Source organism: Tardiphaga sp. 866_E4_N1_4 (genome assembly GCF_052076075.1).
Taxonomy (GTDB): domain Bacteria; phylum Pseudomonadota; class Alphaproteobacteria; order Rhizobiales; family Xanthobacteraceae; genus Tardiphaga; species Tardiphaga robiniae.
In genome coordinates, this window is the sequence record NZ_CP197242.1 from 6,228,378 (window position 1) to 6,251,660 (window position 23,283).

Sequence of the window (23,283 nt, forward strand, 5' to 3'; positions counted from 1 at the left end):
GTCCCGCCTTCGCGGCAACGGCCCGGTGATGAGTGATCGCCAGGGCGATTACTGCGCAGCGCAGTCCTTGGCGTAGCGATCGCCGTAGTTCGAGAACACCTTCTCGACGATCTCGGTCTGGAACTTGCCGTCAGCGCGCTTGGCAACCTTGGTCAGGAAGAAGTCCTGAACGGGATAGCCGTTGTTGCTGAACTTGAAGCCGCCGCGGATCGACGGGAAGTCGGCCTTCTTCATGGCTGCAGCCACCTTGGCCTTGTCCGAGAGGTCGCCCTTCACGGCAACGACGGCGCTGTTGATCAGCATGGCCGCGTCATAGGACTGGAAGGCGTAGGTCGCCGGCACGCTGTTATAGGCCTTCTCGTATTCTGCCACGAACTTCTTGTTCTGCGGGGTGTCGAGGGTCGGTGCCCAGTTCGAGCCACCGAACATGCCGATCGCCGCGTCCTGCTGAGCCGGCAGCGTCGATTCATCGACGGTGAAGGTCGACAGGAACGGAATGCGGTCGAGCAGGCCGGCCTGCTTGTACTGCTTGACGAGGTTCACGCCCATGCCGCCCGGCATGAAGGTGAGCACGGCATCAGGCTTCATCGATGCGATCTTGGAGAGCTCGGCCTGGAAGTCGAGCGTGCCGAGCGGGATGAAAGACTCTTCGAGAATCTCGCCCTTGAAGTCCATCTTCACGCCGGCGACGAAGTCCTTGCCGGCCTGATAGTTCGGGGTCATCAGATAGATCTTCTTGTAGCCGCGCTTCTGGGCGACGTTTCCGAGGATCTGGTGGATCTGGTCGTTCTGATACGACGTCACATAGAAGTACGGATTGCACTCCTTGCCGGCGTAGCTCGACGGGCCGGCATTCGGCGAGATCAGGAAGGTCTTGTTCTCGGTGACCGGCTTGTGGATCGCGCCCAGGATGTTGGAGAAGATCGGACCGACGACGAAGTCGACCTTGTCACGCTCCAGAAGGCCCTTGACCTTGGTCACGGCGACGTCCGGCTTGAGTTCGTCATCGACGACGATGACCTCGACATCCTTGCCGCCCATCTTGCCGCCAAGATCCTTGACCGCGAGATTGAAGCCGTCGCGGGCCTGCTGACCGAGCACGGCACCGGCGCCCGACAGCGACACGATCACGCCGACCTTGATCTTCTCTTGAGCCATAGCCGGCAGAGCCGAGACGCTCATCAGGGCGGCCAAACCGGCCAGTTTGAAAGACTGCTTCATCAACTTCTCCTCCACTCGGCCGCGACAGGCAGCCGAAAAATGCGCCAACCCAAAATTTGTTCTTTTGCCTAGCTTATGCTCACCACGGCGGCAGCCGCAAGCAGCGTAAGTGATCTGCAGGCTCAAGAAATCAGTCGATTTGGCTATGCAAGCCGCAGGCCAATTTATTTGAACCTTAAAGAAATATTCAAAATCGACGGCGGTCAAGGCTGCGGCGTTTTGGCTTGCGGTCGGACGGAAATTCCTTGAAGGTCAAAGGATCGGTATGGGGCGGTACGAGATTGTGGATTGCCGGTCTCTCGGCCGCCGCAGGAGCTTCAAGCAGGTAAGATTGCATCATGATTCTCGATTCCGAGACCAAGGCCGTCGAACTTCCCGATGATCACGGCGATGAGCTGCGCCTGTGGCTCCGGCTCTTGACCTGTACGACCTTGATCGAGGGCGAAGTCCGCAGCCGCTTGCGCGAGCGCTTCGATGTCACGCTGCCGCGCTTCGACCTGATGGCCCAGCTCGACAAGGTGCCCGACGGTATGACCCTGTCGGATGTCTCGAAGCGGATGATGGTGTCGAATGGCAACGTGACCGGCCTGGTCGAGCGTCTCGTGGAATCCGGCCACGTTGATCGCCGCACCTCCGACACCGATCGTCGGGTGCAGGTGATACGGCTTACCAAACTAGGCCGCGCGGAGTTCCGCAAGATGGCCGAAGAACACGAGACCTGGATCGCTGAAATCTTCACGGATCTGGCGCCGAAGGATGTCCGCGAACTGATGCGTTTACTGGCCAAGACCAAGGCTTCTGCGCAGAAAGCGGCGCAAAAGGCAGCGAACGGCAAGGTGCCGTAAACGCGACGCGGTGAGTGCAGTGATCGATCTCGAAGCCGAATACAACAATCGCGCAAAAGTCCCGGAAAGCTCTGCGCTGATCGCAGGCTGGGCACAGGACGCCAAAGCCTATCGCGACAGCGGCGTGCAGATGAGGGCCATTCCATATGGCTCAGGCGCACGGCACACGATCGACTACTTTCCCGCCGGCGACAAAGGTCCGATTGTCGTCTTCATTCACGGTGGCTACTGGCAGGCGCTGGATGCCTCGTTCTTCAGCCATCTGGCGCGCGGGCTGAACAGCCATGGCATCAGCGTGGCGATCCCCAGCTACGATTTGTGTCCGAACGTCTCGGTCGGTGATATCATCGCGCAGATGCGTGCGGCGACCCGCGAGCTGGCGAAGCTCGGCAGGCGGCTCGTCGTGTCGGGCCATTCGGCGGGCGGTCATCTCGCGGCCTGCATGCTGGCGACGGACTGGCGCGCGCTCGATTCCGCGCTGCCGCAGGACCTGATTGTCGGCGCCTATGCGATCTCTGGGCTGTTCGATCTGGCGCCGCTGGTGCCGACGTCCATCAACAATGCATTGCATTTGAATGATGCCGGCGCCCGTGAGGTCAGTCCGTTGTTCTGGCCGGCGCCTTCGCACGGATCTCTCGATGCCGTGGTTGGCGGCGACGAGGGCGTCGAGTATTTGCGGCAGAGCCAAAGCATTGTCGATGCCTGGGGTGCCCATATTCCCGCGCGCTTCGAGGCGCTTCCCGGAGCAAATCATTTTACCGCCGTCGCACCGCTGGCCGATCCGCAGTCCGCCATGGTGCTGCGGCTAAAGGCGCTGGCCACGCTTTAGGCTGACTTGCCTAAACAATCCGCGCAAATCGACGTTGTCAGCCGAAAATTTCGGCGTGCCCCAAGACTCCGCAGTTGCGGAAAACTGTTTTAAGTCTAAAATGATATTTGGATGACGTTGCCGGGCATCTGACGTGACGGGAGCATTGCAATGGCCGCTGATACTCAGCTGACAAAGCCTTATACGGCGCATGTTGATACGTTTGCGCGGGACAATATGCCCCCGCCGGAACAGCTACCGGAGTTTCTTTTCACCCGGCCGGAATTTCACTATCCGCCGCGCATCAATTGCGTGGTGCCGTTTCTCGATCGCTGGGTCGCCGAGGGGCGCGGCGATGCGCCGTGCATGATCGGGCTGAACGAGAGCTACACCTATCGCGAGCTCTATGAGCTCGTGAACAAGATCAGCAACGTTCTGGTCAACGAGCTTGGCCTGGTTACCGGCGGTCGCGTGCTGCTGCGTTCGGCCAACAATCCGATGATGGTTGCGACCTATCTCGCCATCATCAAGGCCGGCGGCGTCTGCGTGTCGACCATGCCGCTGCTGCGCGCCAAGGAACTGTCCTATCCGCTGCAGAAGGCGAAGATCTCGCTGGCGTTATGCGACAGCAAGCTGTCGGACGAGATGGAGAAGGCCAAGGCGGTTTCGCCCGAGCTCAAGCGCGTCGTCTATTGGGGGGCCGGTGAAGCCGAACTCGACAAGATGATCGCCGAGGCCAGCCCGGAATTCACCGCGGTCGATACGGCCTCGGATGATATCTGCCTGATCGCCTTCACGTCGGGCACAACGGGCGACCCGAAGGGCACCATGCATTTCCACCGCGACATGCTTGCGGTGTGCGACGGCTTTGCGCGCAATGTGCTACGCGCCAGCCCGGAAGATCGCTTCATCGGTTCGGCGCCGCTGGCCTTCACGTTCGGCTTCGGCGGCGTACTGTTCCCGCTGCATATCGGTGCGTCCTTCGTGGTGCTCGAGAAGGCCGGCCCGGAAGAGCTGCCTGTGGCCGTCGCCAAGCACAAGGTCACGGTCTGCTTCACCGCGCCGACCGCCTATCGCGCGATCCTCGGCAAGATCGACCAGTACGATCTCTCGACGTTGCGCAAATGCGTCTCCGCTGGCGAGACGCTGCCGAAGGGCACCTATGATGCGTGGCTGAAGGCAACCGGCATCAAGCTGATGGATGGCATCGGCGGCACCGAAATGCTGCACATCTTCATCTGTGCCATCGAAGAGGAAATCTGCCCGGGCTCCACGGGTAAGCCGGTGCCCGGCTATGTCGCCAGGATCGTTGACGACGAAGGCAACGAAGTGGCACCCGGCACGCTAGGCCGTCTCGCCGTGAAGGGCCCGACGGGCTGCAAGTATCTCGCTGATCCGCGTCAGCTCAAATTCGTGCAGAACGGCTGGAATATCACCGGCGATACCTTCCTGATGGATGAGGATGGTTACTTCTGGTACCAGTCACGTTCTGACGACATGATCGTGTCGGCGGGTTACAATATTGCCGGCCCCGACGTGGAAGCTGCGTTGCTCACCCATGAAGCCGTGGTCGATTGCGGCGTTGTCGGTTGCCCCGATGCCGATCGCGGCATGATCGTAAAGGCTTATGTCGTTCTCGCTCCCGGTCAGGCAGGGAGCGACGCGCTGGCGACCGAGTTGCAGAACCACGTGAAGCGCGAGATCGCGCCTTACAAATATCCGCGCGCCATCGAGTTCGTGACGCAACTGCCCAAGACCGAGACCGGTAAGCTGAAGCGCTTTGCGCTTCGCCAGCAGGCCGCGGCGGGCGCGTCACCGACCGTGGCTGCATAAGTTTGAAGACGTTTCTTTCAGGGAGGATTGCCCGGTGAATGCACCAAAAGGCCCGACATTGACCGTGGTGCCAAACGCAAAGGGCGATGTTGCAGCATCCGTTTCGCGCGCATTGCAGCCGAGTGGCTGGCCGAAGCCCAAGGGCTATGCCAACGGCATGACGGCCGATGGCCGCATCGTCGTGACCGGCGGCGTGATCGGTTGGGATGCCGAGGAGAAGCTGAAGCCGGATTTCGTGTCGCAGGTTCGTCAGGCACTGCAGAACATTTCCGACATCCTCGCGGAAGGTGGCGCTAGGCCGGAGCACCTTGTGCGGCTGACCTGGTATGTCGTCGATATGGAAGAGTATCTCGGCAATCTCAAAGCGCTCGGTCAGGCCTATCGCGAGATTTTCGGCGCACATTATCCGGCCATGGCGCTGGTACAGGTCGTGCGTCTGGTTGAACTCGCTGCGCGCGTCGAGATCGAGGCGACTGCGGTGGTGCCGCGCTAAGTGGCGCTACTTCGCCTCGATAAACTCTGTCGGGCTCTTGCCCGTCACTTGCCGGAACGCGTGCGAAAACGCCGAGAAGCTGGCATAGCCGAGATCGGCAGCGAGCTGCTTCACCGACGCGTTGCGGTTCATCGACAGACGCTCGATCGCCTCCGCGATCCGCGCGCGTTGACACCAGCTCTTGAAGCTCAATTGTGTCTCTGCCGAAAAAAGCCGCGATAGTGTACGTGCAGACGTGCCGACAGCGCGCGCCAAAGTTTCGATCTCGTAAGCCTGCGTCGGATCGGCCAGCACCATCTCCGCGGCGCGTCGGCAGCGCGGCTCCTGCGGTAGCGGCATGAAGGTCGTGGGATCGCCTGCCTGATGCAGTTCGAGCATGGCAATCTCGATCAACAGCTGATTGCGCGTGACGTCATCGCGCCCATCGAATAGCGCCAGGATCGACTCGTGCAACAGGCGCGACACGCGAACCACGAACTCCGCTGCGAGATCGCCATTGCGTCGATCCCGCGCCAGCCAGTCGACGTTGAAATACAGCGAGCGCATCTCGATGTCGGCCAGAACGTCGATGGCGTGGGGCAGGTGGGCCGGCACCCAGACCGCGCGATCCGGTGGCACCAGCCAGCGGCCCTTTGGAGTCGTGACTTGCATAGTGCCCGCAGCGGCGAACACGAGTTGCGCCTCGCGATGGGCATGAGTGTCCAGCCGGATACCCTTGGGGTAGCGCGTCGCCAGGATGTGGACACCGTCGGTCGCCGAGCGCCGGCGCTCCGATAAGTCCAGGATTGGCGGTTCTGCGACATTCATTGGCAACATCCCGTTAGAGCAAGCTCATATAACGGCATTCCAAGGTTGCCAAGGAATCGATTCATGAACGTCCCTAGCCGGGTCATCACCCTCGTTAATGTCGCCCATTTCATCGACCACTACGCGATGCTGATCTTTGCAGCAGCGGTGCTCGTGATGGGTCCGGCCATGAATATGACCTATACCGAGCTGCTGCCCTATGCGACGCCGGGCTTCATGGCGTTTGGGGCCGGCTCGCTGGTGACCGGTTGGCTCGGGGACCGCTGGAGCCGTCGCCATATGATGGTGATCTTCTTCTACGGCATCGGTCTGTCGATGATGGCTGTCGGCCTGGTGCAGACACCTTTGCAGCTTGGTGCGGCGCTGTTCTCGGTTGGCCTGTTCGCGTCGATCTATCATCCGGTCGGCACGGCGATGATCGTCTCCTATGCCGACAAGCTCGGCAGCGCGATGGGGATCAACGGCGTGTTCGGCAATTTCGGCGTGGCGTCTTCCGCACTGATCACCGGCGTACTCGGTCAGTTCCTCGGCTGGCGCTGGGCCTTCATCATTCCCGGCCTCGTCACCGTCGCGGCCGGCGTTGTCTTCATGCGCGAGGTCGCGCATGAAGATCGCTCGGGATTCAAACAGGCCGCGGCGCAAGCGCGCGTCGCGAAGTCCGACATGTGGCGGGTGATCCTTGCATTGTTGGTCACGGTGGTCGCGATCTCCACCGTCTTCAACGCCATCACCGTCGCGCTGCCAAAACTGTTTGCCGAGCGTTTGTCCGACATGACGGACAGCCCGGCATTGCTCGGCATCATTGCCGCCTGCGTTTATGTCTTCGGCGCGGCAACCCAGTACAACATCGGCAAGCTGATCGATAAGCACTCGCTGAAGGCGGTGAGCGTTCCGTTGTCGCTGGTGCTCGCGCCGTTCCTGTATTTCGCAGCGTCGCAATCGAACATCTCACTGATTGTCGTCGCGATCGGCATTATCATTGGTCTGTTCGGGCAGATCACCGTCAACGAGGCGATCGTCGGCAAGTATACAAGCGAGGAGTGGCGGTCGCGCGCCTACGCCGTGCGTTATTTCGTTGGCTTTACCGCAGCGGGAGCCTCGGTCGGGCTTGTCGCGTGGTTGTACGAGCAGGGTGGCTTCATCATGATGTTGCACGCCTTTGCCGCCTTGTCGGCGCTGGTGATCGTCGCTGCATTGATTTTGCCGCGGGAGTTGCCGCCGGCAAAAGCGCCTCTGGCATAAAACCTCTCGCTTGACACTGGCGAGCAGCGCGAGACCGGTCTAGTTAGGCGGTGAATATCATTCGCCTCCTGAACGGCGGCTGGTGAAAGTGGCATTTCGCGCACATCAGCATCGTGGTCGCAGATTTCCGAATAGTCTCGGGAATTGTCTGGTGTCTGCGGTGTTGCATGATAGGTGCTGCTTTCTGACCGTGATGACCGAGACGCGAGCCGCCGGAAACCGTTTTGCTGGATACGTCCGTGAATTTTGAAACGCTCGTCGACGAGATTTATGAAGCGGGAGTTTTGCCGGAGCGTTGGCCGCAGGTGTTTGATCGCCTAGCGGAGATGGCAGATGCCGAAGGTGCGATGATTTTCGCATCCGCACCCGGCATTCCGCGGTGGACGTCATCCGAGAGAATTCGCGAGCGGATCGATCGTTGGACCAAAAGTCCCTACGCGACCAAGAATCCACGAAGCACCAGACTAATCGCGGAAAGCGAGCCGTGGTTTCTGACGGACCTGGACCGGTTCACGATGGAAGAACTCGACAATGAGAGCTTCTACCGGGACATTCTCCGGCCGGCAGGTCTCGGCTGGTGCGCTGGTACCTCGGTACGGTCTCCCTCCGGCGATACGCTCGTGATTTCGGTGGAGAAGGCTTATGCCAAGGGGCCGGTTGAACGCGCTGTGGCGGATCAACTAGATGGCCTCCGGCCTCATCTGGCCCGTGCGGCGGTGCTGTCCGGTCGTCTGGGCTTCGAACGCGCCCGCACGGCGGTTGCGACACTTCAGATGATTGGCCTTCCCGCGAGTGCGGTCAGTCAGGAGGGGCGCGTTATCGCGGCCAACCCTGGGTTCATTTCCAGCACGACGATTGTCGGCATTGGCGCGCAGGATCAGGTGCAGTTCGCCTCGCAGGTCGCTCAGACCATGTTTATCGAGGCGCTGAGCAAGCCCTTATCTCTGTTGAAAACGGGCCGTTCAATTCCAATTTCTGGGACTGAGCACAGCCCACCCTTGATCGCGCATGTGCTGCCGCTCCGTTTGGCTGGTCTCGATGTTTTTGCGGGCGCTATGTCGATCCTGCTCCTGACGCCGATCACCCACCAGCAGCGCAGCCCGGGTCCGGAGCTTCTGCAGGCTTTGTTCGATTTGACGCCGGCTGAAGCGCGGATCACCAGCCTTTTGATCGATGGCAACTCAGTCACCGCCATCTCGAAAATGCAGAGCGTCAGCCTGAATACTGTGCGGACCCAGCTGAAATCCGTCTTCCTGAAAACCGGCGTCGAGCGGCAGGTGGACCTGGTTCGGCTTCTGGGCCAGCCGCGAGTTCAATTGATCCCGGACCGGGAGACGCCTGAAAAATCCACGAAAAAGGCCGGCACGATGGCCGGCCTTGATGCGTAAGTATGTCCGGTGAAAAATCGTGCAGTCGTCAATACACGGTCCGCCGAAGCGGTAATAAGAAACCGCTGCTATGCTGCTGAAGCAGCGGCGAAACAATTCCCGGTATCGACGTAGGTTATTCCTGCGGCATCCGCGTCACCAATTTGGGTGAAGTGCCCCGACTATTTGTATACAACGCAGGGTTTCACGAATTCACGTGAACAAAATCCCGCAGCAGCGGGTAGATCTCGTTGTTCCAACGGCGTCCGCTGAATACACCGTAATGGCCGACACCGGCCTGCATGTGATGGACTTTGCGATAGGCGCGAACGCCGGTGCATAGATCCTGAGCTGCCAAAGTCTGGCCGATCGAGCAGATATCGTCCTTCTCGCCCTCGACCGTCATCAGCCCCATGCGCTTGATCGATGCGCAGTTCACGGTCCGGCCCTTGTAGGTCAGCTTGCCCTGCGGCAGCAGGTGCTCCTGGAACACGTCGCGGATGGTGTCGATATAGAACTCTCCAGGCAGATCCATCACGGCGAAATATTCGTCATAGAACGTCTTGATGACGTCCGCCTTCTCGGTCTCGCCCTTGGCGAGATGCTCGGCGAGATCGACATGTGACTTGATGTGCCGCTCGAGATTCATCGAGACGAATGCAGTCAACTGAATGAAGCCGGGATAGACCTGCCGGAACGCGCCTTTGCACTGGAACGGCACGTAGTTGATCATGTTCTCTTCGAACCACTTTAACGGCTTGCTCTTGGCGAACTCGTTGACCTTGGTCGGCTGAATGCGCGTATCGATCGGGCCCGCCATCAGTGTCAGGCTTGCCGGGCGGGCGGGGTGATTGTCTTCCGACATGATAGCTGCTGCAGCCAGCGCCGACACGGACGGTTGGCAAATCGCGACCATGTGGGAACGTGGGCCGAGCTCATTCATGAATGTGATCAGGTGCTCGGTATATTCGTCGAGGCCGAACTTGCCCTGATCGAGCGGTATGTCGCGGGGGTTGTGCCAGTCTGTGATATAGACGTCATGATCCTGCAGCAGGGTCTTCACGGTGCCGCGCAGCAGCGTTGCGAAGTGGCCGGACATCGGCGCCACCAGCAGCATGCGTGGCTGCTCCGGTGCATTCTCTTTCTTGAAGTGTAGCAGCGATCCGAATGGCGTCTTGAAGGTGACTTCTTCCGTCACCTCATGCTCGGCGTTGCCGACTATCACCTTGCCGATATCGAATTCGGGCCGATGATAGGTGAGGGCGGAGCGCGAGATCAGCTCAAGTGCTGCCGCGAGGCGGCCGAACAGTTTCTCGGAGGTGCCGGCCGGGACGAGATTGAGGTACTTTAATGCGGCAGACGCACCGGTGCGCCAAGGTGCTGTCAGATCCATGTGATTCTGGTAGGCCTGATACATCATTGACATCATCCGGAGCTATCCCTGCTGTATTGCTATGCAATATTGAAGCCAGAGAAGAGTCAATTCGTCTGGAAAACTGGCACGTGGTTTGCTGAATAAAATTAAAGCAGCACAAGCAATGGGCAGCCGGGAAACGGTTACCCCGAAGGCTGACCGGCTGCCTGGGTTCGAGCGTAAGGGGGATAAATCATGGCCAACGCGACACTCACCATCAGCAGCAAGAACTACTCGTCGTGGTCATTGCGAGGGTGGCTGCTGACAAAATTCTCAGGCCTTGAGTTCGACGAAGTCGTTACGGCGCCGGACGATGCCTCCGCCAAGGCCGAGATCCTGTTGCTGTCTTCATCGATCCTGGTGCCCTGCCTGCGCCATGAAGGGGCGGTGGTCTGGGATACGCTGGCAATCGCCGAATATCTCAACGAGATCATGCCGGAAGCTAAGCTATTGCCGGCGGACCGCATCCTGCGGGCGCATTGCCGCTCGATTTCGGGCGAAATCCATTCCGGCTTCACGACATTGCGGGCATCGCTGCCGGTCAACATCAAAGGGCATTTTCCGAACTTCAAGATCTGGTCGCGGGCACAAGCCGATATCGACCGGATCTGCACGATCTGGCGCGAGTGTCTGTCGAAGTCCGGCGGCCCTTTCCTGTTCGGCACGCGCAGCATGGCGGACGCCATGTATGCGCCGGTGGTGACGCGCTTCGCGACCTATGGCGTCAAGCTCGATCCGCAGCTATCAGCCTATGCCAGCATGGTGATGAACCTGCCCGAAATGCTGGAATGGATTGCCGCGGCCAGGCAGGAGCCTACCGATATCGAAGAGCTCGAGGTTGAGTACTGATTGATAGTTCGGCAACGCCATGCCGGCTTACGGATCGGGCAGGGCGTGCTCAACTTGTATCCAGAATTTGTAGCCCTTGCCCGGGGATTTGCGCGCTTTGGCCGCCAGATCACCTGCTAACGAGCTCGATTGGTATCAAAACGCCTTTGACGCCAGCTGGCGCGATTTTCGCATAGCAGCAATTTCTCGCGAGCCGCATTGCGTTGGCTGCCGATCGATTGCACGCCAATCACAGTTCGGTCCCCGGGTGTTTTTAAACACGTTGGAGGATCCCATGAATGTCCATGCTGCGATCGACCTCAAATGGCCTGGGCTTAAGCACCCGAACGGCGATCCTCTCCGCCTGAATTATGGGGATTTCGTAGCGATCGATCGGCACAAGGACACGACATACGAGGCGACCTATCGCCCGCAGGCACTTTATAGCCGCGCCAATGAGGGCTTTCACGCCAACAACGAAACTTTCCTGCTCCATGAGGTCGCGACCAATCTGCCGATCTATCGCGAAGATACTGGCCCTACCGATTTCCATCTCCACCTGCCACCAGGCGGCTTCCAGCTCGTGCTGGTCACGTCGGGCATGTTCACCTTCGATTACGATGGGCGCTTCTACAATGTCGGCCCTGGCGCAGTGATGCTGCAAAGCGCGATCGTGCATCGTCAGCTGTTCTACACCTGGTCGGGATTGTCTACCGAGGAGAACCTGAAGACGCCCCAGACGGTGGTGCCCGATCCCCTCTCCATGGGCTACTCCGGCAAGTTTCTCGAAGCCTTCGTAACCGATCCGACGACCTTCCCGAACCCGACAATCGTGGGTCCGGATCAGATCAACGAAGCCGAGACGCCACGTATGGCCTGGACCCATGCGCTGCATGATCGCCCGGACGATGCAGGCTTCTGGCTTCAGGATCCGCTGGCACTGGACGCGCTCTTCAAGCTGCTGGCTGATGACACCATCAAGTCGGCGGCGCCCGTCTATGTGCGCGATATTGGCATCGAGGCTCCGAGCGGTCATCTTGTCACCGGTCACATCATCGCAACCGATCCGCATGGCAAGTCCCTCTTGCCGAAGAGCTCCGCGGCGGCCGTGGATGCCGCCTCTTTCGCGAGAGGTGAAGTTGTCATCTATCGCGTCATTCGCGGCACGGCCGAATTCGTAGATAGTGCTGGGAAGACGTTCGAACTTGCGGCCGGTGATGTGGTGACGGCGGGCAAGAATTCGACCAGTCTCATCGGGATAGGCGAAAATACGCAAGTCCTTCGACTTGGCCTTCTGAAGGGCATGGAGCAGCTTCGAAGCTGGACGCCGACCCAGCGCGATGAAATCGACGGCCTGGCGGCCAAGATCATTACACAGAAGGACATCCGCCCCCTGCGGACCGAAGGCAAGCCTGTCGGCTATCTGTACGCGTAAGCGCCGGTCGGCGCAGTGCACCGCCGCCCCTAAAGCAGGCACACGGCCTCACGCTGTACGTGGCAGCCGCCATCCGACCACGCGTGCCTCGACCATGCTGCCCGTCTCGGCATTGCGCCATTCGCCATCTGTGAAGACGCAGGGGAAGGGCAGCTGATAGGTGCCGCTGTGGTCCTCGCACAACACTTGCACCGCCTGATCAGGCTCAGGATCACCCTGGCCATCGAATTCGGCCAGCCGTCGTTCACGCGTCGCCATGAGGTGCTCCGGTCCAAGGAACGGGCGGACATCTTCTTCGTTCCCATCACACCTGGTTGACAGCCGGGCGCCAGCACCGCTTGGTCTTGGCGGCATGACGGACATGATGGGGAAAACGATGCGCGGCCGAACAATCCTTGCGATGACATTGCTGACCATTTTGGGCGCCGCCAAGGCGCAGGCGCAGGATGTGCCGGGAATCGAGATCTGCACGGTCGAAAAGACCATGGAGCGCCGCACCAGCTGCCTGCAAAGCAACGTCAATTTCCTGCAGCAGACGCTGGGCAAGCTGCGGCTTGATCAGCAACAGCGGCTGGATGCGGCCAATCGGCAGATCGAAGCGCTGAAGGCTACCGTCGTTGCCCTGCAGAAGACGGTGGAGGAGCTGCAGGCGGCGCAGAAGAAGCCGGCGCCGGCTGCGAAGGAAGCTCCGGCTGCCGCGAAAGACGCGCCGGCGGCCAAGGATGCGCCAGCGCCTGCCAAGGATGCAGCGAAGTAGAGCGCTTTCGTCCTACTCGCTGCTCAGCACGGGTCCGAACAGTTCCCAGCGTTCGCCCTTGAAACGCATCATCTGCAACTGCTGCAGCGGGCTGTAGTCGGTCGGGCTGGTCTTGACGCGGGTACCGGGCAGGAAGATGCCGACCTCATAATCGAGGCTCGTGGCCTGCTTCATCACATTCTCTCGCGTGAGCGTGTCGCCGCATCGCTCCAGGATATGCGCCAGCGTGCGCGCGATGCCGAAGCCGTACAGCGTGTAGATGTCGTTCTTGTCGCCGTCGGGATAATACCTGTCCATGAAGGCAAGCCATTCCTTGATGGTCGGATCGTCCTTCCACTGCGGATCGGTGGGGTCCTTCATATAGGCTGCGCTGATCACGCCCTGCGCATTGTCGAAGCCTGCGGGCTTGATCACCGAGCCGACCGATTGCGACACGTTGACCAGCATCTGCACCGGCTTCCAGTTCAGCTCGGCCACCTTCTTGATCGCCTGCGCGGCGAACTTGGGCGAGGCGATGTTCAGGAACACATCGGGATTGGCGGTCCTGATCTGGACGATCTGCGAATCTACTGTCGGTGAGCTGGTCTCGAAGCTCGCCTGTACCGTGATCATCTTGTCAGCCTTGTCGCCGAGCCCTTCGCGCACGCCGCTGAAATAGTCCTTCCCCATGTCGTCGTTCTGGAACAGCACGCCGATCCTGGCATCGGGATGGTTCTTCAGGATCCATGCGGCCCAGATGCGCCCCTCATTGTGGTAGCTGGGCGACCAGCCCATGGTCCACGGGAAGTGCTTTGGGTCGGCCCATTTCGAGGCGCCCGACGACACAAACAGATGCGGCACCTTCTTGATGTTCATGTATTTCTGGATCGCGGAATTCGTCGCGGTGCCCAAGGGATTAAACAGCAGCAGCACTTCGTCGCTCTCGACCAGCTTGCGCGCCTGCTCCACCGTCTTCGGCGGCGAGTAAGCATCGTCATAGCTGATGAAAGTGATCTTGCGGCCGTTGATGCCACCCTGGTCGTTCAGCATCCTGAAATAGGCCGCCTCGGATTTTCCGATCGAGGCATAGGAAGATGCCGGCCCGCTATAGGGCATGATGTTGCCGACCTTGATCTCGGTATCGCTGGCGCCCGGATCGTATTTCTTCTGCGCGTGAGATGGCGTAGCGAGCGCGCCGAACATGAGCGCGGAAAGCGCGAGAGACATCCCGCGAGACAGTGTCCTGTGCATCGTTTCCTCTGATGTTCTGTATGTCCGCGGTGCGGTCCATCTGGGTGGACCATCGATCGCCGCGGCTTGCGTCGAGTATGCACGATTGAGGAGAGGGGGCCAGCAACGAGAGCGCGTGGCTCAGCACGCGTGCGTCCCCTCTGGCTCAGGAGAGGGGACGCCGGAGCGTATTGCTTACGAGTTCTTCTCGCCGGACATCAGCGGGCCGAACAGCTCCCAGCTTTCGCCCTTGAACCGCTGCATCTGAAGCTGTTCGAGCGGGCTGAAATCGGTCGGGCTGGTCTTGATCTTGGTGCCCGGCAGGTAAATGCCGATTTCCATATTCAGGCTCGCCGCCTGCTTCATGATGTTTTCGCGGGTGAGGTCATCGCCGCATTGCTTGAGCACCTGGACGATACCTTGCGAGACGCCGTAGCCGAACACGGTGGCGCCGTCTTCCTTGTCGCCTTCGGGATAGTATTTGTCCATGAAGGCCGACCATTCCAGCATGCCCGGATCGTTCTTCCATGTCGGATCCTTGGGATCCTTCATATAGGCCGCGCTGAGCACGTCCTGCGAGTTGGCATAGCCCGCGGGCTTCATCACGCTGCCGACAGATGCCGAGACATTGGTGACGATGTGAACGGGCTTCCAGCCCATCTCGCCGACCTTCTTGATCGCCTGTGCAGCGAATTTTGGCGTGGCGATGTTGATGAAGACATCCGGATTGGCTGCCTTGATCTGCACGATCTGTGAATCCACCGTCGGTGACGCCGTCTCGTAAGGCACCTCAGAGACGATGTAATCTTTGACCTTATCGCCGAAGCCTTCGTGCAGTCCGATGATGTAATCCTTGCCGAAGTCGTCATTGGCATAGAGCACGCCGACTTTCTTGCCGGGATGATTTTTCATGATGTATTGCGCGTAGATGCGCGCCTCGGCCTGGTAGCTCGGCTGCCAGCCCATGGTCCAAGGGAAGTTCTTCGGATCGGCCCATTTCGCGGCGCCCGTCGAGACGAATAGCTGCGGCACCTTCTTGGTGTTCATGTATTTCTGGATCGCCGTATTTCCCGGCGTGCCCAGCGGGTTCATGATGAACAGCACTTCGTCATTCTCGACCAGCTTGCGCGCTTGCTCCACCGTCTTCGGCGGGCTGTAGCCGTCGTCATAGCTGATGAAGGTGATCTTGCGGCCATTGATGCCGCCCTTCTCGTTGATCATCTTGAAATAGGCGGCCTCGGTTTTTCCGATCGTCGCGTAGGAGGACGCCGGGCCACTATACGGCATGATGTTGCCGATCTTGATCTCGGTATCGGTGGCGCCAGTATCGTATTTTTTCTGCGCGTGGCTTGCGGTGGACGTAAGCGCTACGACAACGCCGGCGAGCAAAGTCACTCGCAGAACTTTCCAGTCATGCTGCATGGTCAAGTGTCCTCCCTGTGGTTCGATCATCCGCATCGGCTCGTCTATGCAGGCTTTTGTTATGCGGCTCGAATGCCGGGAGTATGCACCAAGCCTTGAAGTTGGAAAGCTGACTTAATCAGCAAAGCATGACGCGGCGCACAACACCGCGCCGATATGTTTGTGCGTCGCGCTCACTTGCCGGTGAATTTAGCTGGGCGCTTCTCAAGAAACGACGCCATGCCTTCGCGGAAATCCGCTGTGCGAAACAGCGGCAGCAATTGCAGGAACACGTGATGGACGTGGTCGCCAAAGCTCTCGGACAGACCTGAGCGCATCATGCGTTTGGCGGCCTGCACTGCGAGCGGCGCATTGGCGGCAATCTCGGCCGCCACTGCATTGGCGCGCGTCATCAATTCCGCATCATCAACCACCTCGTTGGTAAGGCCCATTTCGAGGCTTTCGCGCGCCGACAGTGTGCGGCCTGTGAAGATCAGCTCGGCTGCCTTGGCCCAGCCAATCATCCTCGGCAGAAACCAGGTGCCGCCGGATTCAGGCACCACGCCACGTTTCACGAAGGCCGCGGCGAATTTGGCACTCTCCGACATGATGCGCATGTCGCAGCCGAGCGCGACGTCCATGCCATAGCCGGCCGCGGCGCCATTCATGGCGCATATGGTCGGCTTCTCCATGTTGAACATCACGATCGGGGGCGCGGTCTTGAGATCGAGCGTGCTGCGGCTGTTGTTGGCGTCATTGGCGGAGCCGATGCCGGTGCCCTTGGTGGCGCTGGCCATGTCGAGTCCGGCACAGAAGGCGCGGCCGGTGGCCGTCAGGATGATGACGCGCACGTCGGGATCGGCATCGGCTCTCAGAAACAGGCTGCTGAGCTGCGACAGCATCTCGCGGGAGATCGTGTTCAACCGTTGCGGGCGATTGAGCGTGACGGTCGCGATGCCATCGGCGACAGAGTAGAGTACTTCGTCATCGGCTTCAGGCGCAACTGCGGTGTCGGTCGGCATCGGGCTTCCTCGGATTTTTGTGTTTTCGTTGTCCGCAGCTAAAGCTGAATGGAAATTCCACGCAAGTGGCCATGCATTTGCGCGGCTTGGCAGCGCAGGACATGTTTGCTCTACTTCGGCCACGCTGCGTCACCTGCCCAAGGTGCGATAACAAACCAAGAAAATGTCAGGGAGTTTCCATGTCCAGCCCCAATATCCGCGTCCTCGCCACCGATCTCGCATTCCCCGAAGGCCCGGTGGTGATGCCGGACGGCTCCGTCATTCTCGTCGAGATACGTGCGCAGCAACTGACGCGGGTGTGGCCCGATGGCCGCAAGGAAGTGGTCGCGAAAATCCCGGGCGGCCCGAACGGCGCTGCGCTCGGTCCGGACGGCAAGATGTATCTCTGCAACAATGGAGGTTTCAGCTGGGCGGCATCGCGCGGCGCCATCATGCCCGGCGCACCGGAGCCGCATGAATATATCGGCGGCTCGATCCAGCGCGTGGACCTCGCTAACGGCAAGGTCGAAACCCTGTTCGACAAATGCGGCGCGCATCCGTTGAAGGGGCCGAACGACCTGGTGTTCGACAAGCAGGGCGGGCTCTGGTTCACCGATCTCGGCAAGCGTCGTCATCGCGATATGGATGTCGGCGCGTTCTATTACATGAAGCCGGGTGCCACCGAAGTCGTCGAAGGCCATTTCGGCATGTTGCCGGCCAATGGCATCGGCCTGTCGCCGGACGAGAAGACCGTTTATGTGGCCGAGACGCCGACGGCGCGGCTGTGGGCCTTTGACGTCGGTGCACCCGGTGAGGTGAAGCCGGCTGATGTGATCTATCGCGGCGAGCGTGGCCGTCCCATTACGGGCCTCGGCGGTTACCAGATGTTCGATTCTCTCGCGGTCGAAGCTTCGGGCAACGTCTGCGTCGCAACGCTGGTCAGCGGCTGCATCTCGGTGATTGCGCCGGACGGAAAATTGGTGGAACAGATACAAACTGGCGACCGCGTCACCACGAATATCGCATTCGGCGGCCCCGAGCTGAAGACGGCCTATATCACGATGTCGGGCAAGGGCGAGCTGATCGCGATGGACTGGCCGCGCGGTGGCTTGCCGCTCAATTTCTTGAACAAGTAGCCCGAGCGCGATCAGCAAAAGTGGAAGCCGGTTTTGCGTCCGATCGCGCGTCTAGAATGAAGGAACGATCGATGTCGTGGCTTGAACCCGTTACGCTCAGTGGACCTCACGCCCGGCTCGAACCTCTTGCCAAAGATCACTGCGATGGCCTGATCGAGGCCGCCAAGTCAGGCGACCTTTCGAAGATCTGGTACACGGCGATCCCAACGCCCGAAAAGATGAGCGCCGAGATTGACCGTCGGCTCGCTCTGCAGGCATCAGGCGCGATGCTGCCATTCACGGTGAAAGATGCCGACGGCAAGATTGCCGGCATGACGACCTATATGAATGTCGATGCCGCCAACCGCCGGGTCGAGATCGGTTCGACCTGGTATGGCAAGTGGGTGCAGCGCACCGCGCTCAACACCCAGTGCAAGCTGCTGTTGCTCGGGCATGCGTTCGAGAAGCTGGATTGCATCGCGGTGGAATTCCGCACGCATTTCTTCAACCATCAGTCCCGTCGCGCCATTGAGCGGCTCGGCGCCAAGCAGGACGGCATCCTGCGCAATCACCAGATCGCGCCGAACGGCACGCTGCGCGATACGGTTGTCTATAGTATCTTGCCCGGCGAATGGCCGACGGTGAAGGCGCATCTGACCTATCAGCTGGACGAGAAGCCGCGCTGACGATCAGACGGCGGTGCGTCGCTTGCGGGCAGGCGGATAAATCCGGTCAATCAGGCGATTGCAATAATCGGGTGTCGGTATCTGTTCGCTGAATAGCGCGCGATAGATGATCGGCGCCACCACATGGTCAATCACCTCGTCGATGTCGAAGGGCGTCTCGCCGCGCGCTTTGGCGCGTGCGTTAAGGGTGGTGAGGTGATCGCAGGTGAAGCCCGCGCAGGCGCTGGGCAGTCCCTCCTTCAGTGCCGACAACACGTCCCGCATCAAGGCCTGGCCGACCGGGGACGACATCTCTTCGGCATATTGCTCGATGAAGGCGCGCAGATCGGTTTCGACCGCACCAGTGTCGTCGGGATCTGCGATCGGCCGCAGCCGCGCCACGGCGACGTCGGCGAGCAGCGCGGAGAGATCGCCCCAGCGCCGATAGATGGTCGACGGCGTTACGCCAGCCTCGGCAGCGATTTGCGGCACGGTGATCTGGTTTCGGGTGGATAGAGCCCCCAATTTGCGGACAGCATCATGCACGGCGCTCTGTATCCGCGCGCTGCGTCCACCAATCCGGACTCGTTCCTTCACCGTCACATCGGTCTCCCACGGTCGCACATGTGCAAAAAACTGAGATTCTTAACGCAAAATATTTGCATTAAGGTCTCGTGCGACCTAGATGCCTAATGCAACTATTTAGCTTTTAGGAATGAGCTATGCAAGGCAGTGCCGAAAAGACCTGTGTTTCCAATGCCCAAGCATCACCAGCCAGAGCCGGTTGGGTGTTGAAGCCATCGGCCATGACGGCATTCAGTTTTGCCGGGGCCGCGCTGGTCGCGGCCAGCAGCAGCGCGGTGACGCCGCTGTACCGGCTCTACCAACAGTCGATGCACCTCTCGCCGCTGATGATCACGCTGGTGTTTGCGGTCTATGCGATCAGCCTGCTGGCCGCGCTGCTGACAGTCGGCGGCCTGTCCGATTATGTCGGACGCCGTCCGGTCATTCTCGGCGGTCTGTTGCTGAATGCTATCGCAATGGTGCTGTTCTCCTATGCCAGTGATGTCGGGCAATTGATCCTCGCGCGTGCCGTGCAGGGCCTGTGCGTCGGCACGGCGACAACGGCATTGGGTGCTGCGATCCTCGATACTGACCGCAAGCGTGGACCGCTCCTCAACAGCGTGACCGCCTTTCTTGGCCTGATGGTCGGCGCGCTCGGCGCGGCGGCGCTCGTCACCTTCGCGCCCGATCCGCTGCATCTGGTTTATGAGGTTCTATTCGCGCTGACGGCTGTGATGATTGTGCTGCTGTTCGTGATGCCCGAGACCGTGTCGCGCAAATCGGGAGCGCTGGCCTCGCTGCGGCCGCATGTGCGCGTGCCCAGCCAATCGCGCGCCGCGCTGCTGCGCGTTGCACCGGCCACCGTCGCCACATGGGCGTTGGGCGGCTTCAGTCTGTCCTTGATGCCCACGGTGGTCGCGACAACGATGGGCGTCTCCGCGCCTTGGGTCGGCGGCGTCGTGGTCGCGACCCTGATGCTCGCTGCAGCACTGACCGTGGCCGCCCTTCGGCAGCTTCCGGCGCAGCGGTTGCTGGTGATTGGCACGGCCGCACTGTCGCTGGGCGTCCTCGTCTCGCTGCTCGGCATCTGGCAGCACAGCGTTGCGATGCTGTTTGCCGGTTCGGTGATCGCAGGTTTCGGCTTTGGCGCGTCCTTCGCCGGCTCGCTGAGCACGCTGCTGCCGACCGCGGAGGCGCATCAGCGCGCTGGTTTGCTGGCGGCGTTCTATGTGTTGTCCTATCTGGCCTTCAGCCTGCCGGCACTCGCTGCAGGTGTGGCTGTGCCATATGCCGGACTGGCCGTCGTGGCCTATGTCTATGGCGCCGTGGTCATCGTGCTCGCGATCATGTCGATGATTGCGTCGCTGCGCGGTGAACGCTGACGGTCAGACAGCGTCCGGCTGATACAACGTATCCACCGTCACCGTGCCGACGACGCGCGAGACGCAGGGACAAATCTTCGTGTTGCCGCTCTTCTGGTGATCGCTGAAGAACACGTCGCGATGATCGATTTCGCCGTCGATGGCGAGGACATCGATGGCGCAGACCCCGCATTCGCCGCGTTCGCAGTCCGACATCACCTCGAAGCCGGCCTCGTTGAGCGCTGCTAGCATCGAGCGGCTTTGCGGCACCACGATCTCGGCACCGCTATCCTTCAGCCGGACGCGGAATTCCGTGGTCGGCAGGAGACCACTGGAGCCGAATGTTTCATAGCGCAGATCAGCGGGCGCGCGTCCGGCGGCGTTCCATTCGCGCCGGGCCGCTTCCAACATGGGCATCGGGCCACAGAGGATGACGATGGCATCGGGAGGCAGGGCGCCAAAGGTCGCGGTGAAATCCAGTCGAGCACCTTCATGGCTGGCGTGCACCGTCAGGCGGTCGCCGAGCAACGTCGATAGTTCATCGAGATAGGCGGCTTCGCTGCGAGCCTTCACCGCATAGTGTAGCTGCAGATCGATGGCTTTGCTGTGGAGCGCTGCGGCAATGCCGGTGATCGGGGTGATGCCGATGCCGCCGGCGATCAGGCAGTATGTCCCACGATTCCAGTCGATGTCGTAGAGCGATGACGGGCTGGAGATCTCCAGCCGCGCGCCGACTTGCAGTGCCCACATGGCTTTGGAGCCGCCGCGGCTATCCGGTGCCAGCCGCACAGCGATACGCAGCAACTCGTTGCTGCGTTCTCCCACCAGCGAATAGGATCGCGTCTGTGGCTGGCCGTCGATCAGGAGGCTGACATTGATATGGCTGCCGAGAGGGTAGGAAGGCAGCGGTGTATCCGGCTTCAGTGTGATCTCGCGAATGTTCGGCGCCACATTGCGGGTGGCCTCGACGCGGCATCCCATCCAGTGTTCTGCAAAACGCATGAAGGTCTCCGTCAATCCGCCGGTGTCGAGGTCAGCAATGCCAGTGCAGGCAGCAGGTCGAGATGATTGCGATTGCGCAGTGCCAGCCGCAGATTGCGCACGGCAAGCCGCGCGTGCTCACGCATGATCGCCTCGGCGCGCGCACCTTCGCGATTCTCGATGGCGTCGACGACGATGCGGTGATGTTCCTGGCCGATCAGCAGGATGTTGTGCGCTTCCGGCAGCGCTGACTGCGCCATCACGAAGGCGCTGGGCGAGGCAAAGGGCATCGCCGAAACACGATCTATCTGCCGGATCACCGGCGCGCTGCCGGAGAGATCGGTCAGCAGCGCATGGAAACGGGCGTTCATGGTGACATAGGCAGAGAAGGCTTCCACCGAGATCGGATCCTGCCGCACCAGTTGATCCAGATCCGACAGACATTCTTTCAGTGGTTCAAGGTTGCGGGCGCTGGCGCCGCGCTCCGCAGCGAAGCGGGCGGCGAGGCCTTCCAGCGTGCCGCGCAGCTCAATGGAGTCGAGAATGTCGCGCTCGGAAAACGCCTTCACCATGAAGCCGCCGGAGGGGATCGCCTGCAGCAGACCCTCATCTTCCAGACGCACCAGTGCGAGGCGCACCGGCGTGCGCGACACGCTGGTGATCTCCACGGCCTGCAGCTCGCTGATGCGTTCGCCCGAGCGCAGCGTGCCGGACAGGATCATGTCACGCAGAGCGAGCTGTGCGCGGACGGTCTGCGAGACGGAGCGTTCGGTATCGCGTTCGCTCATGATTTCACTCCGCCGCCTGCAGTTTGGGTGGCGTAGTTTCCTTGGCCACCATGCGGTCGATCACCCGCCGGCACCACATGGCACCGGCATCAATATTGAGGTTGTAAAATACGCGGTCCGGATTCTCGGTCATCGCCTTCTGCTGCGCTTCGAGAATGATCTCGTCCTCGCGGAAGATCGCCGCGACGCCTTCGCGGATTTCCGTGGTGATCTTCTGCTCGGTGATGCGGTGGTTGCGCACAAAGGCCCAGAAATAGTGGCAGGTGGTCTCGGTTTCCGGCGTCATGGTGTTGAGCACGAAGCCATTGACGCCCTGCGAACGATCGCCTTCCGGTGCGCCGGTTCCGGCCGGTGCGACGCCGACGTCGATATTCACCGTGCTCGGCGCCTGGAAGTGGATGATCTGCCAGCGATCGACGGGACCGGGCTTGCGCAACTGCGCGGCCCAGAATGGCGGCGCTTCGATGCCCTTCATCCAGCGCGTCACGGTGACGGTCTTGTCGCCATGGGTGACATCGAAAGGAGATTCAGCGACGTCGTCCTGGCCGATGCTGGAGCCGTGCACGAAAGTTTCGTGGGTGAGATCCATCAGATTGTCGACCACGAGGCGGTAGTCGCACTTCGCGTGAATCGTCTTGCCGTCGCCGGCCCATTCCGGATCGTCATTCCAGTGCATGTCCGGCACTAGTGCCGGATCTGCCAGCGCCGGGTCGCCCATCCACAGCCAGATGAAGCGATGCCGCTCGACCACGGGATAGGAGCGCACGCAGGCGGAGGGATTGATGGTCTCCTGCGAGGGCATGAAGGTGCAGCGGCCTTGCGCGTTGTATTTCAGGCCGTGATAGCCGCAGACCACCGTGTCGCCCTCGAGACGTCCCTTGGAGAGCGGCACCAGTCGGTGCCAGCAGGCATCCTCCAGCGCGCTGACGCCGCCGTCGGAGCGTCGGTAGATCACCACATGCTTGCCGCAGATCGTGCGCGGGAAAAGCTGGTGCTTGATGTCGGCATCCCAGGCGGCGGCGTACCAGGCGTTCAGCGGGAATGAAGCGGGCATCGTATTCCTCCGTGGTGCAATTCTTGAGTTCTGTTTGTATACAGAGCCAGCGTTTGAATGGACGATATCCCATTAAAATCGGGATGAGAACCAT

23 protein-coding genes are annotated in these 23,283 nt (G+C 60.6%); 12 read left to right on the plus strand and 11 right to left on the minus strand.

Annotated features, from left to right (window positions below; all coding sequences use genetic code 11):
* Positions 1–48 precede the first annotated feature (48 nt).
* Positions 49–1,221: an ABC transporter substrate-binding protein gene (locus tag AB8B20_RS29890; RefSeq protein ID WP_439070750.1), complete on the minus strand. Its 1,173-nt coding sequence runs from the start codon at positions 1,219–1,221 to the stop codon at positions 49–51.
* Positions 1,222–1,559: 338 nt separating this feature from the next.
* Here AB8B20_RS29890 and AB8B20_RS29895 point away from each other — a divergent pair, with 338 nt between their 5' ends.
* The 4 genes from AB8B20_RS29895 to AB8B20_RS29910 all read left to right on the plus strand — a co-directional run bounded on the left by AB8B20_RS29895 (position 1,560) and on the right by AB8B20_RS29910 (position 5,200).
* Positions 1,560–2,066 (plus strand): MarR family winged helix-turn-helix transcriptional regulator, encoded by a 507-nt coding sequence (locus tag AB8B20_RS29895; RefSeq protein WP_170849792.1) that lies wholly within the window; start codon positions 1,560–1,562, stop codon positions 2,064–2,066.
* A gap of 10 nt (positions 2,067–2,076) precedes the next feature.
* Complete coding sequence (locus tag AB8B20_RS29900) at positions 2,077–2,895, plus strand: alpha/beta hydrolase (RefSeq protein WP_439070751.1); 819 nt, start codon at positions 2,077–2,079, stop codon at positions 2,893–2,895.
* A 144-nt stretch (positions 2,896–3,039) separates the two neighbouring features.
* On the plus strand, positions 3,040–4,707 hold the full coding sequence (locus AB8B20_RS29905) for an AMP-binding protein (RefSeq protein WP_439072979.1): 1,668 nt from the start codon (positions 3,040–3,042) through the stop codon (positions 4,705–4,707).
* Positions 4,708–4,741: 34 nt separating this feature from the next.
* The gene (locus tag AB8B20_RS29910) at positions 4,742–5,200 is read left to right on the plus strand and encodes a RidA family protein (protein WP_414716800.1); all 459 of its coding nucleotides are present in this window, start codon (positions 4,742–4,744) and stop codon (positions 5,198–5,200) included.
* 6 nt (positions 5,201–5,206) lie between these two features.
* Here the strand turns inward: AB8B20_RS29910 and AB8B20_RS29915 are convergent, their stop codons facing one another.
* The gene (locus AB8B20_RS29915) at positions 5,207–6,007 is read right to left on the minus strand and encodes an AraC family transcriptional regulator (RefSeq protein ID WP_439070752.1); all 801 of its coding nucleotides are present in this window, start codon (positions 6,005–6,007) and stop codon (positions 5,207–5,209) included.
* 63 nt (positions 6,008–6,070) lie between these two features.
* On the opposite strand from AB8B20_RS29915, the gene AB8B20_RS29920 reads away from it, so the two are divergent.
* Positions 6,071–7,249 (plus strand): MFS transporter, encoded by a 1,179-nt coding sequence (locus tag AB8B20_RS29920; protein ID WP_089267410.1) that lies wholly within the window; start codon positions 6,071–6,073, stop codon positions 7,247–7,249.
* A 239-nt stretch (positions 7,250–7,488) separates the two neighbouring features.
* Entirely contained in the window at positions 7,489–8,637 is a 1,149-nt protein-coding gene (locus AB8B20_RS29925; protein WP_439070753.1) for a helix-turn-helix transcriptional regulator, read from the plus strand.
* A gap of 184 nt (positions 8,638–8,821) precedes the next feature.
* Here the strand turns inward: AB8B20_RS29925 and phaZ are convergent, their stop codons facing one another.
* Positions 8,822–10,045, minus strand: a complete 1,224-nt coding sequence (gene phaZ / locus AB8B20_RS29930; RefSeq protein ID WP_439070754.1) for a polyhydroxyalkanoate depolymerase — start codon at positions 10,043–10,045, stop codon at positions 8,822–8,824.
* 180 nt (positions 10,046–10,225) lie between these two features.
* On the opposite strand from phaZ, the gene AB8B20_RS29935 reads away from it, so the two are divergent.
* Positions 10,226–10,879: a glutathione S-transferase family protein gene (locus AB8B20_RS29935; RefSeq protein ID WP_439070755.1), complete on the plus strand. Its 654-nt coding sequence runs from the start codon at positions 10,226–10,228 to the stop codon at positions 10,877–10,879.
* A gap of 274 nt (positions 10,880–11,153) precedes the next feature.
* Entirely contained in the window at positions 11,154–12,293 is a 1,140-nt protein-coding gene (locus tag AB8B20_RS29940) for a hypothetical protein (RefSeq protein WP_439070756.1), read from the plus strand.
* Positions 12,294–12,341: 48 nt separating this feature from the next.
* On the opposite strand, the gene AB8B20_RS29945 is transcribed toward AB8B20_RS29940, so the two are convergent.
* Complete coding sequence (locus AB8B20_RS29945; RefSeq protein WP_068732192.1) at positions 12,342–12,551, minus strand: hypothetical protein; 210 nt, start codon at positions 12,549–12,551, stop codon at positions 12,342–12,344.
* Positions 12,552–12,669: 118 nt separating this feature from the next.
* Here AB8B20_RS29945 and AB8B20_RS29950 point away from each other — a divergent pair, with 118 nt between their 5' ends.
* Positions 12,670–13,050: a hypothetical protein gene (locus tag AB8B20_RS29950; RefSeq protein WP_439070757.1), complete on the plus strand. Its 381-nt coding sequence runs from the start codon at positions 12,670–12,672 to the stop codon at positions 13,048–13,050.
* A 12-nt stretch (positions 13,051–13,062) separates the two neighbouring features.
* Here AB8B20_RS29950 and AB8B20_RS29955 read toward each other — a convergent pair whose 3' ends face one another.
* The 3 genes from AB8B20_RS29955 to AB8B20_RS29965 all read right to left on the minus strand — a co-directional run bounded on the left by AB8B20_RS29955 (position 13,063) and on the right by AB8B20_RS29965 (position 16,682).
* Positions 13,063–14,256, minus strand: coding sequence for an ABC transporter substrate-binding protein (locus tag AB8B20_RS29955; protein WP_439070758.1), 1,194 nt, complete (start codon positions 14,254–14,256; stop codon positions 13,063–13,065).
* A gap of 198 nt (positions 14,257–14,454) precedes the next feature.
* Positions 14,455–15,681 carry an ABC transporter substrate-binding protein gene (locus AB8B20_RS29960; protein ID WP_120288995.1) on the minus strand — a complete coding sequence of 409 codons (1,227 nt, stop codon included), beginning with the start codon at positions 15,679–15,681 and terminating at the stop codon, positions 14,455–14,457.
* A gap of 173 nt (positions 15,682–15,854) precedes the next feature.
* A complete protein-coding gene (locus AB8B20_RS29965; RefSeq protein ID WP_439070759.1) occupies positions 15,855–16,682 on the minus strand; it encodes an enoyl-CoA hydratase/isomerase family protein in 828 nt (275 codons plus the stop codon).
* A gap of 179 nt (positions 16,683–16,861) precedes the next feature.
* Between AB8B20_RS29965 and AB8B20_RS29970 the strand changes: the two genes are divergently transcribed.
* The gene (locus AB8B20_RS29970; protein ID WP_439070760.1) at positions 16,862–17,797 is read left to right on the plus strand and encodes an SMP-30/gluconolactonase/LRE family protein; all 936 of its coding nucleotides are present in this window, start codon (positions 16,862–16,864) and stop codon (positions 17,795–17,797) included.
* Between the two features lie 71 nt (positions 17,798–17,868).
* Entirely contained in the window at positions 17,869–18,462 is a 594-nt protein-coding gene (locus AB8B20_RS29975; protein ID WP_439070761.1) for a GNAT family N-acetyltransferase, read from the plus strand.
* Positions 18,463–18,465: 3 nt separating this feature from the next.
* Here the strand turns inward: AB8B20_RS29975 and AB8B20_RS29980 are convergent, their stop codons facing one another.
* Positions 18,466–19,044: a TetR/AcrR family transcriptional regulator gene (locus AB8B20_RS29980; RefSeq protein ID WP_439070762.1), complete on the minus strand. Its 579-nt coding sequence runs from the start codon at positions 19,042–19,044 to the stop codon at positions 18,466–18,468.
* A 203-nt stretch (positions 19,045–19,247) separates the two neighbouring features.
* Between AB8B20_RS29980 and AB8B20_RS29985 the strand changes: the two genes are divergently transcribed.
* Positions 19,248–20,387 (plus strand): MFS transporter, encoded by a 1,140-nt coding sequence (locus AB8B20_RS29985; protein ID WP_439057665.1) that lies wholly within the window; start codon positions 19,248–19,250, stop codon positions 20,385–20,387.
* Positions 20,388–20,390: 3 nt separating this feature from the next.
* Here the strand turns inward: AB8B20_RS29985 and AB8B20_RS29990 are convergent, their stop codons facing one another.
* From AB8B20_RS29990 to AB8B20_RS30000, 3 genes are read right to left on the minus strand one after another with little or no spacing between them, the layout of a single operon-like run.
* Positions 20,391–21,368: a PDR/VanB family oxidoreductase gene (locus tag AB8B20_RS29990; RefSeq protein ID WP_439070763.1), complete on the minus strand. Its 978-nt coding sequence runs from the start codon at positions 21,366–21,368 to the stop codon at positions 20,391–20,393.
* A gap of 11 nt (positions 21,369–21,379) precedes the next feature.
* Complete coding sequence (locus AB8B20_RS29995) at positions 21,380–22,135, minus strand: GntR family transcriptional regulator (protein WP_120289000.1); 756 nt, start codon at positions 22,133–22,135, stop codon at positions 21,380–21,382.
* Between the two features lie 4 nt (positions 22,136–22,139).
* A complete protein-coding gene (locus AB8B20_RS30000; protein ID WP_439070764.1) occupies positions 22,140–23,189 on the minus strand; it encodes an aromatic ring-hydroxylating dioxygenase subunit alpha in 1,050 nt (349 codons plus the stop codon).
* Positions 23,190–23,283 lie beyond the last annotated feature (94 nt).